The organism is Streptomyces sp. NPDC044033, assembly GCF_056434425.1.
Genome location: NZ_JBWKFF010000002.1, coordinates 210263 through 229380, shown reverse-complemented (window position 1 = coordinate 229380; position 19118 = coordinate 210263). Strand labels below are relative to the sequence as shown.

The 19118-nt window shown below is 75.6% G+C and carries 5 protein-coding genes; all 5 read left to right on the top strand.

Going from position 1 to position 19118, the window contains the following annotated elements; genetic code table 11:
- Positions 1–56: 56 nt before the first annotated feature.
- Positions 57–10397, top strand: coding sequence for a type I polyketide synthase (locus AC07AB_RS04950; protein WP_478560141.1), 10341 nt, complete (start codon positions 57–59; stop codon positions 10395–10397).
- 25 nt (positions 10398–10422) lie between these two features.
- A complete protein-coding gene (locus AC07AB_RS04945; protein ID WP_478560138.1) occupies positions 10423–16677 on the top strand; it encodes a type I polyketide synthase in 6255 nt (2084 codons plus the stop codon).
- Positions 16674–17549 carry a 3-hydroxyacyl-CoA dehydrogenase family protein gene (locus AC07AB_RS04940; RefSeq protein ID WP_478560135.1) on the top strand — a complete coding sequence of 292 codons (876 nt, stop codon included), beginning with the start codon at positions 16674–16676 and terminating at the stop codon, positions 17547–17549. The genes AC07AB_RS04945 and AC07AB_RS04940 overlap by 4 nt, the downstream gene beginning before the upstream one ends.
- A 79-nt stretch (positions 17550–17628) precedes the next feature.
- Positions 17629–17931, top strand: coding sequence for an acyl carrier protein (locus AC07AB_RS04935; RefSeq protein WP_478560132.1), 303 nt, complete (start codon positions 17629–17631; stop codon positions 17929–17931).
- Positions 17924–19087 carry an acyl-CoA dehydrogenase family protein gene (locus tag AC07AB_RS04930; protein WP_478560129.1) on the top strand — a complete coding sequence of 388 codons (1164 nt, stop codon included), beginning with the start codon at positions 17924–17926 and terminating at the stop codon, positions 19085–19087. Before AC07AB_RS04935 ends, AC07AB_RS04930 begins: the two co-directional genes overlap by 8 nt.
- The last annotated feature ends 31 nt before the right edge of the window (positions 19088–19118 follow it).

Genomic DNA, 19118 nt, shown 5'->3' with positions numbered 1-19118 from the left:
TCCCGTACCTCGCGTGCTCCGCGAGACGACATCAACGACGAAAGCGGCGGTTCCCGGTGAGCGACCAGAGGCTGCGCGACTACCTCAACCGTGTGACGATCGACCTCCAGAACACGCGGCAGCGACTCCAGGACGCCGAGTCCAGGGCCCACGAGCCGATCGCGGTCGTCTCGATGAGCTGCCGCTTCCCCGGCGGCGTCCGCACCCCCGACGACCTGTGGGAGCTCCTCGCCGCCGGGCGCGACACCGTGACCGGGCTCCCCGCGGACCGGGGCTGGCCGACCGCCGATCTCGCGGCGGGCGGCGTGCCCGCCCAGGGCGCGTTCCTCGACGGCGCGGCCGACTTCGACGCGGAGTTCTTCGGGATCTCGCCGCGCGAGGCGGTGGCGATGGACCCCCAGCAGCGGCTGCTGCTGACGGCCGCCTGGGAAGCCGTCGAACAGGCCGGCATCGACCCGCTCTCGCTGCGCGGCAGCCGGACCGGGGTGTTCGCCGCCGCCATCGACCAGGGGTACGCGACCCTCGGCGCCGACGCCCCCGAAGCCGTCCAGGGCTTCCTGATGACCGGCAACTCGATGAGCGTGATGTCGGGGCGCGTCTCCTACGCGCTGGGGCTGGAGGGCCCGGCCGTCACGGTGGACACCGCCTGCTCGGCGTCGCTGGTGGCGCTGCACCTGGCCGCCCGCGCCCTGCGCGCCGGCGAATGCTCCCTGGCGCTGGCCGGTGGCGTGAGCGTGATGTCGCTGCCCGCCGTGTTCGTGGAGTTCAACCGGCAGGGCGCCATGGCCCCCGACGGCCGGTGCAAGCCCTTCGCGGCCACCGCGGACGGCACCGGCTGGGGCGAAGGCGTCGGGATGCTGATGCTGGAACGGCTGGCGGACGCCCGTAGCAACGGCCACCCGGTACTCGCCGTGCTGCGCGGCTCCGCCGTGAACCAGGACGGCGCGAGCAACGGCCTCACCGCGCCCAACGGCCCCTCCCAGCAGCGCGTCATCCGGGCGGCGCTCGCCGACGCCGGCCTCACCGCCGCGGACGTCGACGCCGTCGAGGCGCACGGCACCGGAACCACCCTCGGCGACCCGATCGAAGTCGACGCGCTCCTGGCGACGTACGGTCAGGACCGCCCGGCCGAACGGCCGTTGTGGCTCGGATCGCTGAAGTCGAACATCGGACACACCCAGGCCGCCGCGGGCGTCGCGGGCGTCATCAAGACGGTGCTCGCGCTGCGCCACGGAGTGCTGCCGCGCACCCTGCACGTCGACGAGCCGACCCCGCACGCCGACTGGTCCGCGGGCGCGGTGGAACTCCTCACCGACGCCAGGCAGTGGCCCGAAACCGGCCGCCCGCGCCGAGCCGGGGTCTCCTCCTTCGGTATGAGCGGCACCAACGCCCACCTCGTGCTTGAACAGGCCCCAGCCGCCGACCCCGGGCCCGAGGTGACCGCCGACGATCGCGTACCCGCGACGACTGCCGACGATCGCGCGCCCGAGACGCCCGCCGACGGCTCCGTACCCGAGACGCCCGCCGACGGTCCCGCGCCTGAGACGCCCACCGCCGCGCCGCTGTCGACGACGCCCTGGGTCCTCTCCGGCCGCACTCCCGCCGCCCTTAGGGACCAGGCCGCCGCGCTCGCCGATCACCTCGCCGCCGACACTCCGGACCCCGCCGACAGCCCTGCCCCCGCCCACGGCCCGGACCCCGCCGACATCGGGCTCTCCCTCGCCACCACCCGCGCCGCCTTCGACCACCGCGCGGTGCTGCTCGGCGACGGCCTCCCCGAACTCCGCGACGCGCTCCGCGCGCTCTCCCGGCCGGACCCCGCCGCCGCGCCCGGCCTCGTCATCGGCGGCGGCCGGACCGCCGAAGGGCGCACCGCCCTGGTCTTCCCCGGCCAGGGCTCCCAGTGGCCCGGCATGGCCCGTGAACTCCTCGACTCCAGCGAGGTGTTCCGGGACCGCGCCGACGCCTGCGCCGCGGCCCTCGCGCCGCACACCGACTGGCCACTCCTCGCGGTCCTGCGCGAAGAACCCGGCGCGCCGTCCTTGGATCGGGTCGACGTGGTGCAGCCCGCGCTGTTCGCGGTGATGGTGTCGCTCGCCGCGCTCTGGGACTCCTGGGGCGTACGGCCCGACGCTGTGGTCGGCCACAGCCAGGGCGAGATCGCCGCCGCCGTCGTCTCCGGCGCCCTGACCCTCGACGACGGCGCCAAAGTGGTCGCCCGGCGCAGTCGCGCCCTCCGCGCTCTCACCGGCCGAGGCGGCATGGTCTCCGTCGCCCTGCCCCAGGACCAGGCCCGCGCCGAGATCGCGCCGTGGGGCGATCGGCTGTCTGTCGCCGCCGTCAACGGGCCCGCCGCCGTCGTGGTCTCCGGAGAGGCGGCGGCCCTCGCCGAACTCCTCGCCCACTGCGAGGCACACGGCGTACGGGCCAGGGCCGTCCCCGTGGACTACGCCTCGCACTCGGCCCAGGTGGAGCGGATCGAGGACCGGCTGCTCGCCGAACTGTCCACCGTGCGGCCCCTGCCCGGCCGCGTTCCGCTGTTCTCCACCGTCACCGGCGACTGGCTGGACACCACCGCCATGGACGCCGGGTACTGGTACCGCAACCTGCGGCAGACCGTACGGTTCGAGACCGCCGTCCGCGCCCTCGCCGAGCAGGGGTACGACGTCTTCCTCGAATCGTCCCCGCACCCCGTCCTGACCATGGTGATCCAGGACACCATCGAAAACGCCGCGGACACCACGGCCCCGGCGGCCGGCGCGGTGGTCACCGGAACGCTGCGGCGCGGCGAGGGCGGACCGCGCCGGGCGCTCGCCTCGGCCGCCGAACTGTGGGTCGCGGGCGTCGCCGTGGACTGGGCCGCCGTATACGCCGGCACCGGCGCGCGTACGGTCGGCCTGCCCGGCTACCCCTTCCAGACCCGGCGCTACTGGCTCGGACCCGAGGACGGCGCGGAACCGCGCGAGGGCACGGGAGCCGCCGACCCGGCCGACACCGACTTCTGGCGGATGGTCGAGGACGGCGACCTCGCGGGCACCGCCGACCGCCTGGCCGTCGACCCCGAACACCTGGACCAGGTGCTGCCCGCCCTGCGCGCCTGGCGGCAGCGGCGGACCGAGGCGGCCGCCATCGACTCCTGGCGCTACCGGACCGACTGGCAGCCCCTGCCCGAACCACCGGCGCGGACGCCGGACGGCGACTGGCTCGCGGTCCTCCCCGCGGGCCACGAGCAGGACGAACGCGTACGAGGCCCCCTCCAGGCCCTGACCGGGCTCGGCGTCGGCGTGCTGCGCGTCGAACTGACCGCCGACGACGTGCGGCGCGACGCCCTCGCGGCCAAGCTGACCGAGGCCCTGGCCGGGCGCGCCCCGGCGGGGGTGCTGTCCCTGCTCGCCGCCGACGGGCAGCCGCACCCCGAACACCCCTCGCTGCCCGGCGGCGCGGCCCTGACCGTCGCGCTCGTACAGGCCCTCGGCGACCTCGGGATCACCGCGCCCCTGTGGTGCGCCACCCACGGCGCCGTGTCCACCGGCCCCCACGACCCCGTCACCGACCCGGGCCAGGCCCTCGTCTGGGGCACCGGCCTGGTGGCCGCCCTGGAGGTCTCCGCGCGCTGGGGCGGCCTCATCGACCTGCCGCCCCGCCTCGACGACCGCGGTCGGGCCCGGCTCGGCGCCGCGCTGGCCGGGGCCGCCGGTGCGGGCGAGGACCAGATCGCGCTGCGCGACACCGGCCTCCTCGCCCGCCGCCTCACCAGGGCGCCCCGGACCGAAGGCGGAGGCCGGCCCTGGAAGCCCCGCGGCACGGTCCTGCTCACCGGCGGCACCGGCGCGGTCGGCCCGCACCTCGCCCGCTGGCTGGCCCGCGGCGGCGCCGAACACGTCGTACTGCCCGGACGGCGCGGCCCGAACGCGCCAGGAGCCGGTGAACTCGCCGCCGAACTCGCCGAGTTCGGAACCCGCGTCTCCCTGCCCAGCTGCGATCTGACGGACCGTGGGGCCGTCGCGGAGATGCTGGCCGCGCTCGACGCCCAGGGCGATCCGGTCACCGCCGTCGTCCACGCGGCCGCCTTCATCGCGCTCGCCCCGCTGGAGTCCACACCGCTGTCCGCCTTCGAGCGGATCGTCGCCGCCAAGGCCGCCGGGGCCGGCCACCTGGACGCCCTCCTCGACCGCGAGCTGGACGCCTTCGTGCTGTTCTCCTCCATCGCCGGCGTCTGGGGCAGCGGCAACCACGGCGCGTACGCCGCGGGCAACGCCTACCTCGACGCCCTCGCCCAGCACCGCCGCGCCCGCGGCCTGCGGGCCACCACCGTGGACTGGGGTGTCTGGCAGGCCGAGAACCCCTGGCAGGACAGGGTCGCCGGAGACGACGCCGACCTGTTCAAACTGGAGGAGCACGGCCTGCCCCGGATCGACCCCGGCCGCGCCGTCACCGCCCTGCAGCACGTACTCGACGACGACGAGACCGTCATCGCCGTCGCCGACGTCGACTGGGAGCGGTTCACCGCCGTCTTCACCTCGGCCCGCCCCAGCCCGCTGCTCACCGGCGTCCCGGAGGTACGCCGGATCCTGGCCCGCCAGTCGGCGGACGGGCCCGCCGAGGCCCCCGCGGCACAGGCGCTGCGCGAGCGGCTCGCCGGGCTCGACGCGGCGGGCCGGGACCGGACGCTGCTGGACCTGGTACGTACGCACGCGGCGGCCGTACTCGGCCACGGCTCGGCCGACGACATCAGGCCCGGCAAGGCGTTCCAGGAACTGGGCTTCGCCTCCCTCACCGCCGTGGAACTGCGCAACCGCCTCAACACCGCGACCGGCCTGCGACTGCCCTCCTCCCTCATCTTCGACTACCCGTCAGCCGCCGTGCTGGCCCGGCACATCCGCACGGAACTCATGGGCGACGACGCACCGTCGCCCGTTCCCCAGCCGAGCGCCGGGCCCGCCGCCGCGGCCGACGAGGACCCCATCGCCATCGTCTCCATGGGCTGCCGGTTCCCCGGCGGCATCGCGTCCCCCGAAGAGCTGTGGCAGCTCCTCGCCGAAGGCGGCGACGCCGTCTCCGAGTTCCCGGCGGACCGGGGCTGGCCGCTCGACGAGCTGTACGACCCCGACCCCGACCGGCCCGGCACCTCCACCACCCGGCACGGCGGATTCCTGCACGACGCCGCCGAGTTCGACGCCGGGTTCTTCGGGATCTCCCCGCGCGAGGCCCTCGCCATGGACCCGCAGCAGCGGCTGCTCCTGGAGACCAGCTGGGAGGTCTTCGAACGCGCCGGACTCGACCCGGTGACGCTGCGCGGCAGCCGCACCGGGGTGTTCACCGGTGTCAACTACGCGGACTACGCGTCCGTCGTGGCACGGTCGTCGGAGGGCGAAGGGCACCTCCTGACCGGCAGCGCCCCCAGCGTCGTCTCCGGCCGCGTCGCCTACACCCTGGGCCTCGAAGGGCCCGCGGTGACCGTCGACACCGCCTGTTCCTCCTCCCTCGTCGCCCTCCACCTCGCGGGCCAGGCCCTGCGCGCCGGAGACTGCACCCTCGCGCTCGTCGGCGGCGTCGCGGTGATGGCCACCCCCGGTGCCATCGTCACCTTCTCCCGCCAGCGGGGACTCGCCGCCGACGGCCGCTGCAAGGCGTTCTCGGACACCGCCGACGGCATGGGCATGGGCGAAGGCGCGGGCGTCCTGCTGCTGGAGCGGCTGTCCGACGCACGCCGGAACGGACACCCGGTGCTGGCCGTCGTACGGGGCAGCGCGATCAACCAGGACGGCGCGAGCAACGGCCTGTCCGCGCCCAACGGCCCCTCACAACAGCGGGTGATCCGGGCCGCCCTCGCGAACGCGGGACTCACACCCGGCGACGTGGACGTGGTCGAGGCGCACGGCACCGGCACCACCCTGGGCGACCCCATCGAGGCACAGGCCCTGCTGGCGACATACGGTCAGGACCGGCCCGCCGAGCGCCCGTTGCTCGTCGGATCGCTCAAGTCCAACATCGGCCACACCCAGGCCGCCTCGGGCGTCGCCGGAGTCATCAAGACGGTCCTCGCCATGCGGCACGGCACGGTACCGCCGACCCTGCACATCGACCGGCCCTCCACCCAGGTCGACTGGGCGCGCGGCGCCCTCTCCCTCGCCACCGAACTCCGCCCCTGGCCGCGCGGCGGCCACCCGGCGCGCGCCGGGGTGTCGTCCTTCGGGCTGAGCGGCACCAACGTCCACGCCATCCTGGAGCAGGCCCCCGAACCGGACCACGCCGCGCCCGACCGCCCCGATCCGGACGGCGCCCCCGTGCCCTGGCCGCTGTCGGCCCGTACCCCCGAAGCGCTGCGGGCGCAGGCCCGGCGACTGAGCCGGCACCTGGCCGCCGACCCCGGCGCGGACCCCGCCGACATCGGCCTCAGCCTCCACGGCCGCACCGCCTTCGAGCACCGCGCGGCGCTCGTCGGCGACCGGGAGGAACTGCTGTGCGGACTGCGCGCGCTGGCCGACGGCGACTCATCGGCCGCGGTCGCCCGCGCTCCCCAGGACGCCGACACCCGAGCGGTGTTCGTCTTCCCCGGGCAGGGCTCCCAGTGGATCGGCATGGGCGCCGAACTGATGCGCTCCCAGCCGGTGTTCGCGGACCTGATCACGGGGTGCGAGCAGGCGCTCGCGCCGTACGTGGACTGGTCGCTCAAGGCCGTGCTGCGCGCCGAGGACGAGGCGCCCACCTTCGAGCGGGTCGACGTCGTGCAGCCGGTGCTCTTCGCGGTGATGGTGTCGCTGTCCGGCCTGTGGCGTTCGTACGGCGTGGAGCCGGGCGCCGTGGTCGGCCACTCCCAGGGCGAGATCGCGGCGGCCTGTGTCGCCGGAGCGCTGTCCCTGGACGACGCGGCGCGCGTCGTGGCGCTGCGGAGCAAGGCCCTGCGCACCCTGTCGGACGGCGGCGGCATGGCCTCCGTCGCGCTCCCCGCCGACCGGGTGCGCGAGTGGACCGCGCGCTGGGGCGGCCGGCTGTCGGTGGCGGCCGTGAACGGCCCCGCCTCCACGGTGGTCTCGGGCGATGTCGCGGCGCTCGACGAGCTGATGGCCCAGGCCGCGAAGCGGGAGGTGCGCGCCCGCTACGTACCGGTCGACTACGCCTCCCACTCCGCGCACGTCGAGTCCATGGAAGGTGAACTCCGCACAGAACTCGCCGGACTGACGCCGCGCCAGGCACAGGTGCCGTTCTACTCCACGGTGACCGGAGAGCCGCTGGACGGCACCGAACTGGACGCCGGGTACTGGTACCGCAACCTGCGCCGGACCGTGGAGTTCGAGAAGACCACCCGCGCTCTCCTCGACGACGGATTCCGCCTCTTCGTGGAGCCCAGCGCGCACCCCGTCCTGACCGCCGCCGTCGAGGAGACCGCCGACGCCGCCGGGCGCGACGCCCGCGCCATCGGCACCCTGCGCCGCGACGACGGTGGCCCCGGCCGCATGCTGCGCTCGCTCGCCGAGGCGTGGGCGGGCGGGCTCCCGGTGGACCTCTCCGCCGGCTGCCCCGGGGCCCGCCGCGTCGACCTGCCCACCTACCCCTTCCAGCGCGAACGCTTCTGGCCGCAGCCAGGGGCCGCCGCGGGCGGGGACGTGACCGCGGCCGGCCTCGACAGCGCCGGCCACCCGCTGCTGGGCGCCGCCATCGAGGTCGCGGACTCCGGGGAACTGGTGCTCAGCGGCCGGCTGTCGCAGCGCACCCACCCCTGGCTGGCCGACCACCAGGTGTCCGGCACCGTCCTGCTGCCCGGCGCGGCCTTCGTCGAACTGGCCGTACGCGCCGCCGACGAGGCCGGCTGCCCCGTGGTCGAGGAACTCACCCTCCAGGCACCGCTGTTCCTGCCGCCGGACGCGGTCATCAGGCTGCAACTGCGAGTGGGCGCAGTCGACGCCGAAGGCCGCCGCACCCTCGATCTGTTCTCCCGCCGTGAGGACGCCGCCGCCGACTGGACCCCGCACGCCACCGGCGTCCTGGGCCCCGAGAGCGCCCCCGCCGCACCGCCCGCCGCCGAGGCATGGCCCCCGCCCGGCGCCGAGCCGATCGCCGTGGACGACCTCTACGCACGGTTCGGAGCCTCCGGCTACGGCTACGGCCCCGCCTTCCAGGGGCTGCGGGCCGCCTGGCGGCGCGGCCGCGAAGTCTTCACCGAAGTCCGGCTCCCCGAGGACCAGCAGCCGCACGCCGCCTCGTACGGGCTCCACCCCGCGCTCCTCGACGCGGCCCTGCAAGGGCTCTGGCTCGGCTCGCGGGACGGCTCCGGCGCGCGGCCCGAAGCGGGCGCCGCCGGGCTGCCGTTCTCCTGGGCCGGCGTCCGGCTGCACGCCGGCGGGGCCACCACGCTGCGGGTCCGGCTCGGCTACGGGCCCGACGGCACGGTGTCCATCGACGCCACCGACCCGGACGGCCGCCCGGTCGCGACCGTCGAGGAGCTGGCGGTGCGCCCCGTCGACCTCGACGCGCTGCGCGCCGCCGGAGCGGGCGCGGACGCCGCCGACTCCCTCTTCCGGACCGCGTGGACACCGCTGCCCGCCGACGGCCCGGCCGAACACCTCGGACACTGGGCGGTCATCGGCGGCGGGGGGCTGTTCCCCGACAGCCACCCGGACCTCGCGGCGCTCAGCACCGCGGTGGACGAGGGCATGCCCCTGCCGTCCGCGGTCGTCGTCCCATGCCTGGAACCCGCCGCCGACGCGGCGTCAGTACGGGCCGCCCTCAACCGAGTCCTGCGGCTGGCACAGGAATGGCTGGCGGATTCCCGCTGGGACGGCGCACGCCTGGTCCTGCTCACCCGCGGAGCCGTCGCCACGGCCCGTGGCGAACAGATCACCGACCTCGCCGCGGCGGCCGTACGCGGACTCCTGCGGTCGGCGCAGTCCGAACACCCCGGCCGCTTCCTGCTCCTGGACACCGACGACCCGGCCGCCGCCGCCACCCCGCTCCCCGCCGCGCTGGCAAGCGACGAACCCCAACTCGCCGTCCGGAAAACCGCCTTGCTCGCCGCCAGGCTCGTACGGGAGGCGGCGAGCGAAACCGCCCCCGGCGCGTGGGACAGCGACAAGACCGTCCTCATCACCGGAGCCGGGGGAGTGCTCGGCGCCCTGGTGGCCCGTCACCTCGTCGCCGAACACGGCGCCCGGCACCTCCTGCTGGCGGGCAGGCGCGGGCCCGACGCGCCCGAGACGCTCGCCCTGGCGGCCGAACTCCGGGAAGCGGGTGCCCACGTCACCGTCGCCGCGTGCGATGTCGCGGACCGAGACGCGGTGGCCGCGCTGCTCAAGGGCGTACCGGCAGAGCACCCCCTCACCGCCGTCGTGCACGCCGCCGGAGTCCTCGACGACGCGCTGATCGAGTCGCTGACACCCGAGCGCATGGACCACGTCCTGCGGCCCAAGGTCGACGCGGCCCTCAACCTGCACGAGCTGACGGACGGCATGGACCTCGCGGCGTTCGTGCTGTTCTCCTCGGCGTCCGCCACGGTCGGCAACGCCGGCCAGGGCAACTACGCCGCGGCCAACGCCTTTCTCGACGCCCTCGCCCAGCAGCGCCGGGCCCAGGGCCGCCCCGCGCAGTCCCTGGCCTGGGGCCTGTGGGCCGAACGCAGCGCCCTGACCGGCACCCTCGACGACACCGGCCTGCGGCGGATGGCCCGCGGCGGCACCGCCGCGCTCTCCACCGACGAGGGACTGGCGCTCCTCGACGCGGCGCTCGCCTCGGACGAACCGCTGCTCGTCCCCGTCAAGCTCGACCTCGCCCGGCTGCGGGTGGCGGCCCGTACCGCCCCCGTGCCCCCGCTGCTGTCCGGGCTGGTCCCCGGCGGCGCCCGCAGGCGCGCCGCCGGCACCGACGAGGCCGACGCGGGGTCCCTGCGCCGGCGGCTGGCCGGACTCGGCGCCGAGGAGCGCCGGGCGGCGGTGCTCGACCTCGTACGGGCTCGCGTCGCGGACGTGCTCGGCCACCGTGGCGCCGAGTCCGTCGACCCCGAACGCGCCTTCAAGGACCTCGGCTTCGACTCGCTGACCTCCGTCGACCTCCGCAACCGGCTGGGCGCGGCCACCGGGCTCCGGCTCCCGGCGACCCTGGTCTTCGACCGGCCGAGCCCGGCCGAGGTCGCCGCGTACGTCACCGAACGGCTGCTGCCCGACGCCGCCCCCGCGGACCGGGCCCACGACACCCGTTCCGACGCCGAGATTCGCGACCGGCTCGCCGCGATCCCACCGTCGGCGCTGCGCCGCGCCGGCCTCCTCGACGCGCTGCTGAACCTCGCGGACGGCGCCCCCGGCCCCGCTCCGGCGACCGCCGCCCAGGAGCGGCCGGCCGACGGCATCGAGGACATGGGCGTCGACGACCTCGTACGGATGGCACTGGGCGGCGAACGTGAGTGAACCGCGCGGGCGAGAAGGGAAGACGATGTCCACGGACCGGGTGGTGGAGGCGCTGCGCGCCTCGCTCCAGGAGAACCAGCGGCTGCGCGAGACCAACCAGCGGCTCGACGGCGAGGCCCGGGAGCCGATCGCGATCGTTGCCATGAGCTGCCGCTTCCCCGGCGGCGTACGCAACCCCGAGGAGCTGTGGGAACTGCTGGTCAAGGAGCGGGACGCGGTCTCCGCGTTCCCCGACGACCGCGGCTGGGACGTCGAGGGCCGGTACGACACGGACCCCGACGCGCCCGGCACCTTCTACGTCCGCGAGGGCGGGTTCCTCCGCGATGCATGCGACTTCGACCCGGCCTTCTTCGGCATCTCGCCGCGCGAGGCGCTGGCGATGGACCCCCAGCAGCGGCTGCTGCTGGAGACGGCCTGGGAAGCCGTGGAACGCGCCGGTATCGACCCGCTCACCCTGCGCGGCAGCCGGACCGGCGTCTATACCGGGGTCATCTACAGCGAGTACGGCTCCCGGCTCGGCCGGGTCCCCGACGAAGTGGAGGGGTTCCTCGGCACCGGCAGCATCCCCAGCGTCGCGTCCGGCCGCATCGCCTACACGCTGGGGCTCCAGGGCCCGGCCGTGACCCTCGACACCGCCTGCTCCTCCTCCCTGGTCGCCATCCACCTCGCCTGCCAGGCGCTACGGGCCGGCGACGCTTCCCTCGCCCTCGCCGGCGGAGTGACCGTGATGTCCACCCCCGGCCTCTACATCGGCTTCAGCCGCCAGCGCGGACTCGCCCCCGACGGGCGCAGCAAGTCCTTCTCCGCGGCGGCCGACGGCGCGGGCTTCGGCGAGGGCGTCGGCCTGCTGCTCCTGGAGCGGCTCTCGGACGCCCGGCGCAACGGCCACCCCGTCCTGGCCGTGGTGCGCGGCTCCGCCGTCAACCAGGACGGCGCCAGCAACGGCATGACCGCGCCCAACGGGCCCGCCCAGGAGCGGGTCATCAGGCAGGCGCTGGACCGCGCCGGACTCGCCCCCGGCCAGGTGGACGCCGTGGAGGCGCACGGCACCGGCACCGTGCTCGGCGACCCCATCGAGGCCCAGGCCCTGCTCGCCGTCTACGGCCGGGACCGGCCCGCCGACCGGCCGCTGTGGCTCGGATCGCTGAAGTCCAACCTGACCCACACCCAGGCCGCCGCCGGGGTGGGCGGCGTCATCAAGACCGTACTGGCGATGCGGCACGGCCTGCTGCCCAAGACCCTGCACATCGACCGGCCCACCGAACAGGTCGACTGGACCGAGGGCGCGGTGGAACTCCTCACCGAGGCCCGCCTGTGGCCCGCCACCGGGCAGCCCCACCGGGCCGGGGTCTCCTCCTTCGGAGCCAGCGGCACCAACGCCCACCTGATCCTGGAGTCCGCGGCGGCCCCGGCCGGCGAGGCCCCCGCGCCCGGCCCGGTGATCTGGCCGCTCTCGGCGAAGAGCGGCGCGGCGCTGCGGGCCCAGGCCGCCGCCCTCCACGCCCACCTGATCGCCGAGCCCGGGCCGCGCCCCCTCGACGTGAGCCGCTCCCTGGCCCTCGGCCGGTCCCGGTTCGCGGAGCGGGCCGCCGTGGTCGGCGAGGACCGCGCCGAACTGCTCGCCGGACTCGCCGCGCTGTCCCGGGGCGAGGAGCCCGCGGCGGGCGTACGCGGCACCGCCCCGCAGGGCGGCCGCAAGGCGGTCTTCGTCTTCCCCGGAACGGGCGCGCAGTGGGCCGGCATGGGCGCCGAACTTCTCGACAGCTGCCCGGTGTTCGCCGACCGGATGGCCGACTGCGAACGCGCCCTCGCCCCGTACCTCGACTGGTCGCCCACCGAAGTGCTGCGAGGCGCACCGGGCGGCCCTGACCCGGAGCGGGTGGAGGTGCTCCAGCCCGTTCTGTTCGCGGTGATGGTGTCGCTGGCCGCCGTGTGGCGCGCCCACGGCGTCCAGCCCGCAGCGGTCATCGGCCACAGCCAGGGCGAGGTGGCCGCCGCCTGCGTGGCGGGCGCGCTGTCCCTCGACGACGCGGCCCGCGTCGCCGTGGAGCGCGGCAAGGCGCTGAGTACCCTCGGGGGCGGCGCGATGGCCACCGTGATGATGTCGCCGGAAGAGGTGGCGGACACCCTGGCGCGGCGTCGGCAGGACGTGTCCATCGCCGCCGTCAACGGGCCGCGCGTCGTCGTGGTGACCGGCTCCCGGGGCGCCGTCGACGCGCTCGTCGAGGACCTCGCGGCCGAGTCCGTGATGGCCTGGCGGATGCCGGTCGACCACGCCTCCCACTGCGATGGCGTGGCGGCCATACAGGACGAACTGCGCGCGGCGCTGGCCGGCATCGCCCCCCGGCCCGCCGCCGTCCCGATGCTCTCCACCGTCGACGCGGCCCCGCCGGGCCCCGGTGCCTTCGGCCCCGACTACTGGTACCGCAACCTGCGGCACATCGTCCGCTTCCGGGACACCGTGCGAGCGCTGCTCGACGCCGGGCACCGGACCTTTGTCGAGGTCAGCCCGCACCCCACGCTGACCTTCGGCATCGAGGACACCGCGGCCGGCGCAGGGGCGCCGGAAACCCTCGTGCTCGACACCCTGCGCCGCTCCGAAGGCGGCATGCGAAGGCTGCTGCTGTCCCTGGGCGCGGCGCAGGCGAACGGGCTGCCCGTGGCCTGGGAACCGCTGTTCGACCACGCGGGGGCGGGCCGGGCCGACCTCCCGACGTACGCCTTCCAGCGCCGCCACTACTGGCTCGACGCGACCCCCGCGGGCGGAGACCCCATGACGGCGGGTCAGGCCGACGGCGGGCACCCGCTGCTGGGCGCGGCCGTCGCCCTCCCGGACGAGGCGGGCACCCTCTTCACCGGCCGGCTCTCCCTGGCCGCCCACCCGTGGCTCGCCGACCACGCCGTGGCCGGTACGGTCCTGCTGCCCGGCGTGGCATTCCTGGAGATGGCCGCGCACGCCGGCCGGCAGCTCGGCAGCGCCACGGTCGACGAGCTGACCCTCGCCGCGCCGCTGCTGCTGCCGGACGACCCGACGTCCGACCGGGCCGTTCAACTGCGCTTGCTGGTAGGGCCCGAGGACGCCGACGGGCGGCGCCCGGTGACGCTCCACTCCCGCCCCGAGGGCGCCGGGGACGACCAGTCCTGGACCCGCCACGCGGACGGCGCCCTCGCCGTCCAGCAGCCGCCGGCCGCACCCGTACGGGCCGAATGGCCGCCGCCCGGCGCGACCCCGCTGGACGTCGACGACCTGTACGAGCTCCTGGAATCCCAAGGCATCGACTACGGACCGGCGTTCCGCGGGCTGCGCGCCGCCTGGCGCGCCGACGGCGAGATCCACGCCGAGGTCGCGCTGCCCGAGACGCTGACGCGCGCCGGAGACGGCGGCTTCGGCGTGCACCCGGCCCTGCTCGACGCCGCCCTCCAGACGGCCGGACTCCGGCCGGCGGAAGACCGACAGGCCGCGGACAGCGTGCCGTTGCCGTTCTCCTGGAACCAGGTGGCGATCGAGCCGTCCACCGAACCGGTACTGCGCGTGACACTCCGGCCCGACGGCCCCGACGCCGTGGCCGTACGGATCACCGACCCGGCCGGACGCGCGGTCGCCACGGTCGGCTCGCTGATCCTGCGCGCCGCCTCGGCGGCCGCGCTGCGCACGCCCGCCGACTCGCTGTTCCACCTCGACTGGACGCGGGTCACCGCCCCCGACGGCACGCCCCCGGCCACCCGCTGGGGGCTCCTCGGCCCCCGCGACGAACGGCTGCTCCCGCCGGAGTTCGCCGCCGACCCGCTGGCCACGGGGTCGGAAGACGCCCAGGCCGCGCCCGACGCCGTGCTACTGCTCTGCCCGTCCCTCCCTGCCGATGACGACGGTGCGACGGGCCCGGAAGCGGTGTACGCGGCCGTGGCCGACGTGCTCACCCGAGTCCAGAACTGGCTGGCCGACGACCGCTTCACGGACACCCCGCTGGTGGTCCTCACCCGAGGCGCGGCCGACGTGGGCGCGGAGCCGGTGGACCTCGGCGCCGCCGCCGTCTGGGGCCTGCTCCGCTCCGCCCAGCTCGAACACCCCGGCCGGTTCCTGCTGCTGGACACCGACGGGCCGCGGGGGACCGCCGTCGCGCTGCCCGGCGTGCTCGCGGGTGACGAACCGCAGACGGCCGTCCGCGACGGCCGGCTCCTCGCGCCCCGGCTGGCCCGCCCGGACACGCCCGCACCCGGACCGTCCGCGCCCTTCGGCCCCGACGGGACGGTGCTGCTCAGCGGCGGCGGCGCCCTCGCGGGCGTCCTGGCCCGCCACCTCGTCGCCGAGCACGCAGTGCGCCGTCTGCTCGTACTCAGCCGACGTGGCGCGGAAGGCGCCGGCCTGGCCCCGCTCGCCGCCGAGCTGACCGCGCAAGGCGCCGAAATGACCGCGCTCGCCTGCGATGTGTCGGACCGTCAACAATTGGCCGAGGCGCTGGCGGCGATCCCCGACGAACACCCGCTGCGCGCGGTCGTGCACACCGCCGGAGTCCTCGACGACGGGCTCCTGGAGACCCTGACCCCGCGGCGGCTGGCCGCCGTACTGCGCCCCAAGACCGACGCCGTCCACCATCTGCACGAGTTGACGCTCGGCTACGACCTGACGGCGTTCGCCGTGTTCTCCTCCGCCGCGGGCGTCCTGGGCAGCCCCGGCCAGTCCGCGTACTCCGCCGCCAACGCCGGCCTCGACGCGCTGATGGCCAAGCGGCGCGGGCTCGGACTGCCGGGCGTCTCCCTGGCCTGGGGGCTGTGGGACCGGCAGAGCGGGCTGACGGCCGAGCTGGCCGGCGCCGACCTGCACCGGATGGCCCGCAGCGGGGTGCGCGCGCTGTCCGACGAGGACGGCATGGCGCTCTTCGACGCGGCCCTGGCCGGGGACCGCGCGCTGGCCGTGCCGGTGCACCTGGACCTCGCCGCCTACCGCGACAGCCCGCCGCCGCTGCTCCGCGCGCTGGTACGGGCCCGCCCCCGGAAAGCGGCCACCGAATCGGTCCGGCAGCGGCTCGCCACGGCCGGGGCCGAGGAGCGCCGACAGATCCTGCTCGACCTGGTCCGTACGAACGCGGCCGGCGTACTCGGCCACACGGACGCCGAGGCCGTGCCCGACACGGTCGCCTTCCTCTCGCTCGGGTTCGACTCGCTGACCGCCGTCGAACTGCGCAACCGGCTGGGAGCGGCCACCGGGCTGCGGCTGCGGCCCTCCGCGGTGCTCGACAGCGGCACCCCGGTCAAGCTGGCCGCGCTGCTCGCCACCGCCCTGGCCGCCGAGGCGGCGGCCGGGGCCGGAGCTGAGGCGGCCCCCGGTGCCGCGGCCCCGGAGGCACGGGCCGCCGACGGGCCGGTGCGGGATGCCGGGCCGGAGCCGGAGGCCGATCCGGTGAGCCTGCTGTTCCGGCAGGCGTGCGAGCTCGGCAAGACCGACGAGGGGATCGCGCTGCTGAAACACGCCTCCGCCCTGCGGCCCCGGTTCGACAGCGCGGACGCCCTCATCGCGTCCGGGGCCTGCCCCCAGCTGCTGCGGCTGCGCGAGCGCGCGGACGCCCCCGTGGTCGTCTGCTTCGGTTCCGTCGTCGCCCTGGGCGGCGCCCACCAGTACGCGCGCTTCGCCGCCTGCCTGGGGGACCGCTTCGCCGTCAGCGCCCTGGACGCCCCCGGATTCGTACCGGGCGAGGCGCTGCCCGCGGACATGTCCGCGCTCCTGGACTTCCAGGCGCTGACCATCCGTCAACAGCACCCCGACAGCCCCCTGGTACTCGTCGGATCGTCCTCCGGCGGCACCCTCGCGCACGGCGCGGCGGCGGCGCTGGAGCGGCTCGGCGCGGGGCCTGCCGCCGTGGTGCTGCTCGACACCTACCTCTCCGACAACGCGGGCATCACCCAGTTCAACGACGTCCTGCTGGGCGGGATGTTCGCACGCGAGGAGCGGGCGGCCCCGATGGACGGCACCCGGCTCACCGCCATGGGGGGCTACTTCCGGATTCTCGACGACTGGCAGCCGCCGACCGTCGAGGCGCCCGTGCTGCTGGTGCGCGCCTCCACCCCGCTCGGCGAGCCATCCCCGGACGCCGGGGACTGGCGCTCCTCCTGGCCGTCCGCGCACACGGTCGTGGACGTGCCAGGCGACCACTTCTCGATCATGGAACAGCACGTCGGGACCACCGGCGAGGCCGTCGCCGACTGGCTCCGAGCCGTCGTTCCCCCCACCGCGGCCGCCGCCCCGGCCGCCCGTACGGACCACTCGCCCAGGAGGGACGCATGACCACCACCGCGCACCACGAGACCCGGAACCCGCCGGCCCACGCGCTGACCGTGCTGGGCGCCGGGGTGATGGGGGTCGGCATCACCGCGCTGGCCCTCGGCCACGGCCTGCCCGTCCATCTCGTCGACACCGACCGCGACCGGCTCGACCGGGCGCCGGACAAGATCGGCGACGAGCTGCGGCTGGCCCAGCTGATGAGCGCCCTGCCGCCGGACACCGCGCCGGGCGAACTGACCACCGCCACCTCGCCCGACGCCGCCGGACGGGCCACCGCCGTCATCGAGGCGATCACCGAGAGCGCCGAACTCAAGGCCAAGGTCCTGTCCGAGATCTCGGCCAAGGTGCGCCCCGGCACGCTGTTGATCACCAACACCTCGTCCATCCCGATCGACGAGCTCGCCGACGCCGTCGACCGCCCGGCGGAACTCGTCGGCACCCACTTCATGAATCCGCCCTACCTGATCAAGACCGCCGAGGTCATCCGCGGGGCCAGGACCGGCGACGCGGCCATGGCGGCCGTGGCCTCGCTGCTCACCGCGGTGCGCCGGGACGGCGTCGTGGTCAAGGACGCCCCCGGCTTCGTGACCAGCCGCGTCCTGCATCCGATGATCAACGACGCGGCCCGCGTCGTGCAGGAGGGCACCGCCACCGCCGAAGCCGTCGACGCCTTGATGCAGGGCTGCCTGGGACACCCCACCGGCCCCCTGCGCACCGCCGACCTCATCGGCATCGACAACCTCGTCGACTCGCTGAAGGTCCTGCACGAACGCACCGGCGACGACGGCTGCCGCCCCTGCGACCTGCTGCTCCGGCTCGTCGAAGAGGGCCGCCTCGGCCGCAAGTCGGGCCGCGGCTTCTACACGTACCCATGACCACCACCACGGATCGCACCACTTGCGACCTTTACTTCGCTTACACCCCTTACGTTCCTTACGCCATGGAGGAGAGCCGATGACCAACCAGACCAGCGAGGCCGCCGACACCGGGACCGGCACGCCGGAAGCCGTGGAGAAGGAGCTGCTCGGCTTCCTCCAGGGACATACCGGCACCCCATGGCAGCCCGAGACCGATCTGTTCCGGACGGGCGGCCTCTCCTCCCTCTTCGCGATGCAACTCGTCGTGCACCTGGAGAAGACCTATGGAGTGGCCATCCGCGGCGCCGACCTCAGGATGGACAACTTCCGCACCGCACGCGTGATGGCGGCGCTGGTCTGCCGGCTGAAGGAGCCGCGCCCCGGGGGCCTCGATGGGTGACGGCGTCGCCGAGGCAGTGGCCGAGGTCTCCGCGTCGGTCGGCGACCGGGCCGGGGAGTGGGACCGCTCGGGCCTGCTGCCCGTAGACCTCCTCAGAGAACTCGGCGCGGCCGGCCGGCTGTGCGCGGAAGCGCCCGCCGAGTACGGCGGATGGGGCCTGAGCAGCCAGCTCAGCGGCGAGTACACCGCCCACGTGGGGAGTCTGTGCAGCTCCCTGCGCAGCGTGCTGACCTCGCAGGGCATGGCCGCCTGGACGGTCCAGCGTTTCGGCACCCCGCGGCAGCAAGCCGACTGGCTCCCCGGGCTCACCGGCGGCCGGCTCGCGGCGGTCGGGTTCAGCGAACCGGACGCGGGCAGCGACCTCGCGGCGATGGGCACCGTCATCCGCCGTGACGGCGACTCGGTCGTCGTCGACGGCCGCAAGAAGTGGGTGACCGCCGCCCACTACGCGGACCTGCTGGTGATATTCGGACGCTACGCCGACGACGACGGCACCGACACCGCCGCCGCCGTGCTCGTACCCGCCGACGCGCCCGGCGTCCAGGTGCGACGGATCGCCGACCCGCTCGGCTGCCGGGCGGCCGGCCACGCCGACGTCAGCCTCGACGCGGTCCGGCTGCCCGCCGACAGCGTGCTCGGCGGGTACGGGCTCCCCCTGCCGCTCCTGGTGACCACCGCCCTGGCCTACGGCCGGATGTCCGTGGCATGGGGATGCGTGGGCATCCTGCGCGGCTGCCTGGCCGCGGCCACCGAACACGCCGCCACCCGCGAGCAGTTCGGCAAGCCGATAGCCCAGCACCAGCTGGTCGCCCGGCACCTCGCCGAGCTCTACACGGCCGAGCAAGTGGCCACCAGGGTCTGCGAGCACGCCAGCCGCTGCTGGGACGAGGGGTCACCGGACCAGGTGGTGGCCACGGTCCTGGCCAAACGCGTCAGCTCCGCCCAGGCGGCCGCCGGCGCCTCGTCGGCCGTCCAGGTGCTGGCCTCGGCCGGATCGCGGGACGGCCACCCGGTGGCCCGCGCCCACCGGGACGCGAAGCTGATGGAGATCATCGAGGGCAGCACCGAACTGTGCCAGGTGCTGCTGGCCGAGCACGCCGTGTCCGCGCGGGACCGGCCCCCGCTGCCCGTACCCGCCCCGGGGAGGCCGCGGTGACCGCGCCCGAACCCGGTGAACCGCAGGGGGA